Origin of the sequence: Acinetobacter lwoffii (assembly GCF_024129735.1) — a bacterium.
GTDB classification, from domain to species: Bacteria; Pseudomonadota; Gammaproteobacteria; order Pseudomonadales; family Moraxellaceae; genus Acinetobacter; species Acinetobacter lwoffii_H.
Genome location: NZ_JAMXXK010000077.1, coordinates 1 through 9,840, shown reverse-complemented (window position 1 = coordinate 9,840; position 9,840 = coordinate 1). Strand labels below are relative to the sequence as shown.

General features: G+C 39.9%; 8 protein-coding genes and 7 tRNA genes. 12 read left to right on the top strand and 3 right to left on the bottom strand.

The features are described 5' to 3' along the window. The first annotated feature begins 274 nt into the window (after window positions 1-274). Window positions 275-1,234 (top strand): sensor domain-containing diguanylate cyclase, encoded by a 960-nt coding sequence (locus NI469_RS15025; protein ID WP_253175626.1) that lies wholly within the window; start codon window positions 275-277, stop codon window positions 1,232-1,234. Between the two features lie 488 nt (window positions 1,235-1,722). Continuing rightward, entirely contained in the window at window positions 1,723-2,769 is a 1,047-nt protein-coding gene (locus NI469_RS15020; RefSeq protein WP_180038880.1) for a hypothetical protein, read from the top strand. A gap of 102 nt (window positions 2,770-2,871) precedes the next feature. Here NI469_RS15020 and NI469_RS15015 read toward each other — a convergent pair whose 3' ends face one another. Both NI469_RS15015 and NI469_RS15010 read right to left on the bottom strand, forming a co-directional pair. After that, complete coding sequence (locus tag NI469_RS15015) at window positions 2,872-3,285, bottom strand: DUF6176 family protein (protein ID WP_004646620.1); 414 nt, start codon at window positions 3,283-3,285, stop codon at window positions 2,872-2,874. Beyond that, the gene (locus NI469_RS15010; RefSeq protein WP_004280026.1) at window positions 3,275-4,147 is read right to left on the bottom strand and encodes an ATP-binding protein; all 873 of its coding nucleotides are present in this window, start codon (window positions 4,145-4,147) and stop codon (window positions 3,275-3,277) included. The genes NI469_RS15015 and NI469_RS15010 overlap by 11 nt, the downstream gene beginning before the upstream one ends. A 188-nt stretch (window positions 4,148-4,335) precedes the next feature. Between NI469_RS15010 and NI469_RS15005 the strand changes: the two genes are divergently transcribed. The 9 genes from NI469_RS15005 (at window position 4,336) to NI469_RS14965 (ending at window position 8,241) form a co-directional block, all read left to right on the top strand. Beyond that, complete coding sequence (locus tag NI469_RS15005) at window positions 4,336-5,847, top strand: DUF3336 domain-containing protein (protein ID WP_005246731.1); 1,512 nt, start codon at window positions 4,336-4,338, stop codon at window positions 5,845-5,847. Beyond that, the gene (locus NI469_RS15000) at window positions 5,834-6,655 is read left to right on the top strand and encodes a protein kinase domain-containing protein (RefSeq protein ID WP_213687139.1); all 822 of its coding nucleotides are present in this window, start codon (window positions 5,834-5,836) and stop codon (window positions 6,653-6,655) included. The genes NI469_RS15005 and NI469_RS15000 overlap by 14 nt, the downstream gene beginning before the upstream one ends. 107 nt (window positions 6,656-6,762) lie before the next feature. Next, window positions 6,763-6,847: transfer RNA gene (locus NI469_RS14995), tRNA-Leu, on the top strand. Between the two features lie 35 nt (window positions 6,848-6,882). After that, a tRNA-Trp gene (locus NI469_RS14990) sits at window positions 6,883-6,956 on the top strand. Between the two features lie 39 nt (window positions 6,957-6,995). After that, a tRNA-Leu gene (locus NI469_RS14985) sits at window positions 6,996-7,080 on the top strand. 377 nt (window positions 7,081-7,457) lie between these two features. Next, window positions 7,458-7,543, top strand: a tRNA-Leu gene (locus NI469_RS14980). Between the two features lie 380 nt (window positions 7,544-7,923). After that, a tRNA-Leu gene (locus NI469_RS14975) sits at window positions 7,924-8,008 on the top strand. Between the two features lie 35 nt (window positions 8,009-8,043). Beyond that, window positions 8,044-8,117 (top strand) — tRNA-Trp (locus NI469_RS14970). A gap of 39 nt (window positions 8,118-8,156) precedes the next feature. Next, window positions 8,157-8,241: transfer RNA gene (locus NI469_RS14965), tRNA-Leu, on the top strand. Window positions 8,242-8,393: 152 nt separating this feature from the next. Here the strand turns inward: NI469_RS14965 and NI469_RS14960 are convergent. Beyond that, window positions 8,394-8,597 carry a hypothetical protein gene (locus NI469_RS14960; RefSeq protein WP_004280022.1) on the bottom strand — a complete coding sequence of 68 codons (204 nt, stop codon included), beginning with the start codon at window positions 8,595-8,597 and terminating at the stop codon, window positions 8,394-8,396. Window positions 8,598-9,078: 481 nt separating this feature from the next. Here NI469_RS14960 and NI469_RS14955 point away from each other — a divergent pair, with 481 nt between their 5' ends. After that, a complete protein-coding gene (locus tag NI469_RS14955; protein WP_004280021.1) occupies window positions 9,079-9,303 on the top strand; it encodes a hypothetical protein in 225 nt (74 codons plus the stop codon). Window positions 9,304-9,840: the final 537 nt, after the last annotated feature.

Here is a 9,840-nt window from a genome sequence, read left to right as displayed (position 1 = left end):
GAATCCTGGTCGTTAAAGTGTTTGCTTGCACTCATATTTTAACGATTTGGACTCAGGTTTTTTATTTAAATCAAACTATGGGACAGCAGTGGGCTAAGGCCTCTTTTTTATTGTGAATTTTTAAATGAAAACTTATAGCAACGGTATGTTGTAAATATATAGTTTTATAGCTGTATTTAGAGCTTGTATATTCTATTGAAACCGGAAAAATAGTTTAATAGCTTAAGTTTATATCATGCATATTTTTACAGGTTTGTAGCAGAGGCAATCTCGGATGGAAAATATAAATTTCAAAAGTTTTCAGGATGCTGGAGAGGCAGTATTAAAGTTTCTGCATCAGCATTTTGGCTTTGATTTATGGATGATTACCCGGGTAGAAGGCCAAGACTGGATTGTGCTGCAAAGTGAAGACCATGGTTATGATATACGACCCGGCCAAGTGTTTCAGTGGGCTGATTCTTTTTGTTCTCATATGGTCGCAGGTAAGGCCCCGAGAATTGCACCTCGCTCTGAAGAAATTCCTTTATATGCCACAGCGCCGATTAATCAGCAGGTCTGTATAAAATCTTATATTGGTCAGCCACTCCTTAAAGAAGATGGTAGTTTGTTTGGAACGCTCTGTGCGATTGATCCAGAAACCAAATCGGAAGCTATTGTGCAAGATATGCAACTGGTCGAGTTGTTGGGACAATTGCTCAGTTCGATCTTGCAGGCAGAATTACGTCAGAGTGAGCAGATAAGACAGCATGAATTATTGCAGGAAGAAGCCAGTAAAGATGAATTGACCGGGCTCTATAATCGCCGTGCCTGGGAAAAACTGCTGCGAGCAGAAGAAGAGCGTTGTAAGCAATATGGTCATCCCGCCGCTGTATTATTTATTGACCTGAATGACCTAAAAAAGGTGAATGATAGTTTGGGGCATGATGAGGGTGACAAGCTGATTCAAAATGCGGCTCAAGTATTGCGAGATAACGTACGAATTAATGATATTGTTGCCCGTTTGGGTGGCGATGAGTTTGTGATTCTTAGCGTGGAAAATGATGAAACGGGTACTGAAAGTTTAGTGGATCGTTTAATTAATGCCTTTGCAGCAGCAAACATTGGCGCAGCGATTGGTATGGCAATGCGTCATCCTGGTCAGGGTTTATTTGCAGCGCTCGCACAAGCGGATCAGAACATGTTTGAATATAAACGTCGGAAAAAATCCAGTGAATCCATGACCAATCTAAAATAATTGACGCTTTAAATCTTCTTTAAATGATTCAGTATTTCATATCATAAAAATGATCATTTTCTATGCTCTAAAGTCATCCTATCTTTTAATATTTTCTTTCATAGCCATGTATGAAAGTTGAGCATGATTCTCCATAAAAAGAAAATTCAATCCGTCTTTAACTTAACCATTACAAATTTTATAAGCTTTGTTGCAAAGTTAATCGATCTAATTAAATGCGCTTTAAGTGTGTTGAAAAGTGACTCTGGTAAGGAACAAGATTCAAATAAGCAATTCATTTCTTATGATAATTGTTGTTTGAAATATACATTAAAATTACAGAACCAAAAAATTCTTTGTTTAAAGATAAAGCGCTATCGAAGGATAAAGCTGGCTGCCAAGAAAAAACATTACCGGCAGAAATAGCATTTGAGCTGTTCAGTTTCGAGAAGGCCAATCTTTAGTGATCACCAAATAAAAATGCAAAGAAATTTTAGGGAATAAATTTTATGAAAAAGCAGATTTCTATCTTTGGACTTGCTCTTATTTCGGGTTTAATGAGTGCCTGTGGCGGTGGTGGGGGAAGTAGCTCAGACAGTCCTACTGTCACTACACCTCCAAATGTTCCTAAGGAAAGTATTTCCCCTGAGCTTTCAGAGGAGTTTGTCCCGTTTGAAGATCAGGATATTGTAAAGAAAATTCGCGATAAAATTTCCGGAAATACCAGTAATGATACCGACTATAATGTTGCTCTAGGTCACATGATTGGAGAAGTATTCGCAGATTATCCTTATGGGCGTACTGCACGTATTATCAAAATTTATAATTTGGGCATCAATAGTATTAAATATCCAAATCTGATCTGTTCGGAAGTCAATACCACTGGTTCGGTCAAAACCCTGAAATTAAAAACAGATAAAGATAACTGTATTATTCTGGATAAAACTTACCGTAAAGGCTCAAACATTACTCAGACGGTGAATGGTGACACGACGACTTTAAGCTTTAGCAATGTCCGTTATGGTTCAAATGTAGATTTTAATCTCAAGGACGACTACCTGATTTCTGGCACAATTGTGCATCGTAAAACCAAAAATAACATGGGGCAATCCGAATCTTATCAAATCGATCAGTTGGAATTCCAGCGTATCGCCGAGACCGGTCAGGCAGGTACTTCTGGAATCGCGTTTGATACAAAGAGCAAAGAATATCTGCAGGTGCGTAATTATAATTACAGCTTGGTCGATGATTATGGCAGTGGCAGTAATGGGATTCGTACCTTAACCAGTCGTGGTACGATTATCGGTCAGCCTGATCTGGCAGATTATCGTTACAGTTTTGATTTTAATACCACGACACCATTTAAAATGGATGAAACCGTATTAAATAACTATAAGCATTTGCCAAAAGAGGGCGTGCTTAGAATTAAGGACAGCGATGATCAGGTAATTGAGGTCAAACAGAACCAGCCTGAATCATTGAAGGCTACTGTTTATTTCAATGGCAGTGAAATTGATGACCTGCTATGGTCTACCATTATTGGGGATAAACAATAATTCGAGATGTCAAAAAAGCCCTGTATTTCCAGGGCTTTTTTTATTATTGATTGGGGGAGAAGTCTTTATTACAAAACTATTTTGAATAGCCGTGCTAATAAATCAGGTAACTGTAGCATCCAATAACAATTCGGCGGGATAAACCGCTTGCCATGAAGTTTTAAACTGTTTATGCACTTGGTCAATTGGGAAAGTACTGAGTTTTGCAATATTTTGCGCTTTTTGAATATTGTCGGCGCGCATATATGCAATCAAATAGTCCTGACCATGAAGTTGCAGATAAAACCAGGACTCGACATGAACCTGTTCAGCCTTAAGCGTTTCAATTACTTCGTCTTGACGTGCTTTCAAAGTACGCTGCCAGTCATGAACTTGCTGCATGTGTAAGGGCTTAAGTTGAATGAGAACTGCGCCGACATCCATAATTTTAATTTTCTTTTGAGTATCATCATTATATAAATGATTTATATGAAAAAAGCGACCTGAGCCGGTCGCTTTTAAGTTGTTAAGAGGCATTTAGTTGGGTTGAACCAATCCAGTGCTTGGAAAACTGATAGGCAGCACGTCCTGAACGTTGACCGCGTGCCTGACACCAGCGTAGGGCTTCAGCACGGGTTTCTGGCGTGAGTTCCATGCCTGCCTTTTTGAGGTAATGTTCGACAATTTCCAAATACAGGTTCTGATCCATTGGATAGAAAGACAGCCATAAACCAAAGCGGTCAGACAGTGAAATTTTTTCTTCAATCGCTTCCTGAGGATGTAATTCAGTATATTGCGGCACATCAACTCGGGTAACGGGCGTATTTTCATGCATGAATTCGGGTAATAAATGACGACGGTTACTGGTCGCATAAATCACAAAATTGCTGGAACCGGACTGTAAAGAACCATCCAGAACACTCTTTAAACTGCGATAATTTTCATCTTCGGCATTAAAGGCCAGATCATCACAGTAGACAATGAACTTCTCTGGACGCTCTGCAATGAGTTGCTGAATTTGAGGCAGATCGGATAAATCATCCCGTTCGATTTCAATTAATCGTAACCCTTGATCTGCATACTCGGTGAGTAGGGCACGAACAATGGAGGATTTACCCGTACCGCGTGAACCGGTCAGTAAGACATCATTGGCAGGTAAGCCGTTTAAAAACTGCAACGTGTTCTGGATGACTTTTTCTTTTTGTCGCTCAATCCCTTTTAAATCGGCCAGTTCCATCTGTCTAAGCTGATGAATAGGTTTGAGTTCACCATGTTGCCATTTATAGGCATGAGCAGAAAAATCAGGAATTTGTTTTAGTTCGGGCAGACTTTGCTGAAGTTGCTGCAGAACAGTCGAAAGGGCATTTAAAATATGGTCAGGTAACTCAATTTTCGCCATGATTTAACATTACAGATTTAAAATTATGGCTAAGATAGTACCATTGCAAAATTCACAGTCAAAGCCAGAAAAGTATGATAATTTGCTTAAAGTAGAGAATTTTCGTTATTGTAGAGGATAGAAAATTTGTACACATTTTCTGGCTCTGGGTACGAGCTGTATCAAGAATAAATATAGGGAAAAGGCAGATGCTGTTTAAAGATTTTACTCAGGATATTAATCCACATCAGGCCTATCGTATTAAAAAGCTCAAGCAGCAGCTGCAACAGGCTGAGTCCTATGAGGAATGGAAATATATTGCCCTGAAAATAGATGAAGAATCAGGTGCACAGGAATGGAAATTTGATAACAGTTCACCCTACTTTGATGCAGAAGTGATCGCACATCGTCTGGGTAAATTACGACGCTATCGACAACAAAAGCGCACCCGTGACCTGATGTATATTTTGCGCGAAGGCCTGAGCTACGATATTGCCAACATTGCCCATCCTCTACTGTTTACCGAAGCCTATGTGGGCACTAAAAGAATTATTGAAGATTATGTCGAAGAAGTCAGCCAAGGCTTAGCCTATATTGCTTCAATAGACTGTACCTGTCTCAGTATGGAAGAAAAAATCGAATATTTTCAGCATTGTCAGCGCGCCTATGGCCAGCCAGCCCTGATGTTTTCCGGTGGTTCGACGCTGGGTCTGTTTCATACTGGTGTATGCAAAGCCTTAATGGAGCAGGACTTGTTGCCGAAGGTAATGTCCGGTTCAAGTGCGGGTGCCATCATGACCGCCATGTTAGGTGTATCCAAACCTTCGCAATATATTGATATTTTGAAAGGCCATAATTTCTTTCATGAGGCTTTTCATTTTCGCACCATGAGTGAATTGATGAAAGGCAATGGTGGTCTGGCGGATGTAAAATATCTAAAAAAATTTCTGGTCGAAAATCTGGGTGATCTGACCTTCGAAGAAGCACTCAAAACCTCAGGTCTGCATATCAATATTGCGGTTGCACCTTATGATGCTGGACAGGATGCACGCATTTTAAATGCCTATACTTCTCCGGATTTGCTGGTCTGGAGTGCGGTACTGGCGTCTTGTGCGGTGCCGGTTCTGTTTCCACCGGTTCGTTTGACCAGTAAGCGCTATGATGGTCAATATACGCCTTATATGGGTTCAACCCGCTGGGTGGATGGCAGCGTGCGCAGTGATTTCCCACAGGAAAAAATGGCACGCCTGTATAATATCAATTATACCATTGCCAGTCAGACCAACCCGCATATCGTGCCATTCATGCAGGATGATATTTCACGTTTCCGTAAAGGTACCTTGAGCTGGCCGCAACGGATTGTTCGCCGTCAGGGCGCGGTGATTACCAAAGGCATGATGGATTTTGCCAGAGAGCATGCCGGAAGCTTACCTCCTGTACGCCGTCTGCTGGATCATGGCTATGGTGTAGTTGACCAGCGTTATTATGGTGATGTGAATATTGTCGGTAAATATAGCCTGCGCCACTATAGCTATATGTTGCAGAATCCACGGCCGTATCTGTTTAAAATTTTACAGCGTGAAGGCGAGCGTGCCACATGGCCGAAAATTTCCCTCATTGAGACTCAGGAACGGGTCGGGAAAACTATTCAGCATTGTCTGGAGCTGCTAAATTATCAGCATACACTTAATCCAATACCTGAATACATTGCCACGACTTAATTTAGATCATCTCGATATTTCTGATTTTGAACTACGAACCAAAGCCCGTAGTCTGGGTTTTGGTCGGCGTCTTTATTATGCCAAGGGAAATGCGCTCTGGCTAAAAACCCAGATATCGCATAGATCTGATAGTTTAATATCATCTCCACATGCTGAACTAGGCTGGCAACATGAGCTGGATTTTTATCAGGCTCATGCCAGCTCAGGTGATCTAAATTTTTTCCTTCCACATCAAATTATTCAACAGCCTTTCAAGATCAATCATGAACAATTTGAGCAGGCCTTAATTCTGGTCGATGCGCCGGCGCATTTTCAGATCATGCCGCATCAGCAATCCATCACGCAAATTCGGCAACATTTGCTGCAAGCTGTGGAGCCTTTAATCTGCCTGCAAGAATTGGGTTATTTGCATGCCGATTTAAAGCAAGAACATTTTGTAAATAATCAGGGCAGGGTCTGCCTGCTTGATTTTGAGCATGTCCAAATACTCCATCAGAATGACCTGCATGAACTGAATGCGACACCGCGTTATATGGCGCCGGAACTGTTCCAAGGCCAAGCCAAGAGCCTACAAAGTGAAGTTTATGCTTTGGGTGTTATTTTTTATGAGTGGTTGAGTGGTCAGCGTTTACAGGCGACAGATTATCTGGATTGGGCCTTTTTGCATTGTCAGCGTCTGAAAGTTGAGTTACCGCAGCACTTACAGGCTTTTCAAGGCTTATTAGAAGAAATGTTAAGTAAGCAGAAGCAGCATAGATTGGCCGATTTTCAAGCTGTGAAAGACTACTTAATGACTGAAATTGAATGAGAAAAATACAATAAAACTTGAATTGTTTCTTATTTAATCAAACGAGTGTTTTTTTATGATAAACGGCTTGTCAGCTGGAAATGATCTCTATAATATACACAGCCATTGGGGACGTGGCGAAATTGGTAGACGCACTGGATTTAGGTTCCAGCGCCGCGAGGTGTGAGAGTTCGAGTCTCTCCGTCCCCACCAATTGATATTTGGGTAACTGGATATTGGGTGGAAGTAGAGGATTGGTGTAATGGTAGCATGACGGTCTCCAAAACCGTTCGTCAAGGTTCGAATCCTTGATCCTCTGCCAAAGTTTGAAAGAAATCCAACGCTAAGTTGGTACCCTGATGGGGACGTGGCGAAATTGGTAGACGCACTGGATTTAGGTTCCAGCGCCGCGAGGTGTGAGAGTTCGAGTCTCTCCGTCCCCACCATCATATTAAAGCAAGGCGAATGCCTTGCTTTTTTATTGCCTGAAATTTGAGGGCGGTTTTTTTAGTACCAGATTTTTGCTGTCATGGTTGATGAACATCAATGCGTTCTGGGCTTAAATTATCTAGCGAATGATTGCAAGGGCAGGGCTTTAGTAAATTTCATTGTATTGCTGCAATAATTCATGCGATCTGTATATTCAATAATTTAAATGTTATATGGATCAGTCCCATGGTGTCTAACAATTTTATATATTGGTCTAAATAGAGCAGTATTTGCTCAATAGGGAATTAACTGATTAATTTTTGATATAAAAGTATTTAGCTTTTTATAGAACTACTTGTGAATCAGGTCTGATCGCTATAATATACACAGCCATGGGGATATGGCGGAATTGGTAGACGCACTGTGTTCAGGTCGCAGCGCCTTCTGGGCGTGAGAGTTCGAGTCTCTCTATCCCCACCATCATATTAAAGCAAGGCGAGTGCCTTGCTTTTTTATTGCCTGAAATTTGGTAAAGCTGTTGTTATTTATGCGGTATTGTATTCTGATTTCAAGCACTGGTTCAGACATTATTTATCAATAATAGTTTCAGTATTCTGAATGCCTATGTTGATCAAGATTAGAAATTCATTTGAGTTTTAATTTAAAATGCTGGAATTGAATCGAAATGATTAAAAATAACGAATGGGCAGTCATATCCTAAAATGAATCAAATTTTCGGCAGAAATTTTATAAAAAATTAAAAAATAGAACTAACTGTTTATTTTATAGCGGAATAGATTGTGATTGCTTGTAAAATCGCTTGTCAATGTCGGTCTATCTCTATAATATACACAGCCATTGGGGACGTGGCGAAATTGGTAGACGCACTGGATTTAGGTTCCAGCGCCGCGAGGTGTGAGAGTTCGAGTCTCTCCGTCCCCACCAATTGATATTTGGGTAACTGGATATTGGGTGGAAGTAGAGGATTGGTGTAATGGTAGCATGACGGTCTCCAAAACCGTTCGTCAAGGTTCGAATCCTTGATCCTCTGCCAAAGTTTGAAAGAAATCCAACGCTAAGTTGGTACCCTGATGGGGACGTGGCGAAATTGGTAGACGCACTGGATTTAGGTTCCAGCGCCGCGAGGTGTGAGAGTTCGAGTCTCTCCGTCCCCACCATCATATTAAAGCAAGGCAAATGCCTTGCTTTTTTATTGCCTGAAATTTACTGAATAAAGAAAAGCCCATCGAAATGGGCTGAATAACTGGAGAATAGCGCTGTTGAATCAGTGGAAAGATTAATTTATTTTTCTGCTCTTAAATAGAAGCAATCAGGCTTTTAAATGATCTTCAAATTCCTCGCCTAGTTGTAGTGCCAGGGCATTACCTGCCAGATCACAGGTCACCAGGCCATATTCTTTCTTGAAGCTGAAACTGAAACCACGATCATCGGCCAGGGTGCGTACCGAATATCCCAATTTTTCTAACCATAGTCGAAATGCAATCAAATTTTTCGCTTTAACCACTTTTTTCACGAGATCACTCCTTCATCATTGTTAAATCTTAAATAAGGGTGAAAAATTATCTTTTAAAGGGCAAATGCCTTTATTTAAATTAATTTAAATGAATTTGTGTATATAGTGAACATCGGTTGATTAAGAAAAAATCAATTTAAACGTTAAGTAAATGATTTTTATCATATTGAATAGGTTGTAACTAAATATTAAGCTTTTATAAGCTATAAATTTGGATAATTAATTTTCTAATTCAATAGCTTATTAGTGAAACAGGTTATTTCCTAATTTTATCAATCGTATGAAATAGAAAATTTCAGATCTAGAATGAGGAAATTAAAATCCAATCGACTTATTTATTAAAAGAATACCGGCTGCTGGTTTTCTGATCTTCAGCTCGATTTGCATGCTTTATACTGTCTGAAATGTAATTCTCAAACTGAATACCCGCACCATGACTGAATTAACCATTGAAGACTATGTGAATTAGCAAATTGAATTAATGCAGCAGCAGGGACTTGATCCGGTTGCTGTGATGTTGGGACATGAAGACTGGTTGAGCTTTAGTATTCAGTCGAAAGTGGCCTATACGCCTTTCGGCAGTGCCCGTCGTTATCAGCCTGCTTTAGGTGGCTTGCTACTGGTACGTATTGATGAAATGCAGGCGGTGCGTGTCGTGACTCAAGGTGAACTGGATACTTATGCACAAAGTAACCAGATTCTTTAACATTGCTTCATGCGATACATACGTTGTCAGTTTTAGTGAATAGAATCCAAGAAACTAGTTACTGCTATCCTACATATCATCATTCGGGATCGACATGGCCAATGTCACTTTTAAAGTTGAACGACAGAACTAATGTCATGCTCTGAAAGCAGACATTTTATTTCTATTTTGGTTTACAGTTTAATTTTGAATAATGCCCATTATATTAAATGGGTGCAAATGAGAGAGGGTATCTAAATCTCACTTGTTAAAAATAGACAGTATAGACAGTGAATCGTTCATGAAGTACATGGTTAAATATCCCAATATTACAAGCCATATCAGGATAATAATTCCTGCTGCCCAACGGTTTATAGGCCTTTCAACTAAGGTTTCTCCAAGAATTCTACAATCATCTACAATGTTTTGTGGGGTAAGCTTGATAACTAATAAAATACCTAAAGGTACAATAGACTTCCGTCATAAATCAAAAAACGTACAATTTATTTGATCTTAAATTAATCAGCAAAATTATTTAATTCAAGAGATAATCCTTGG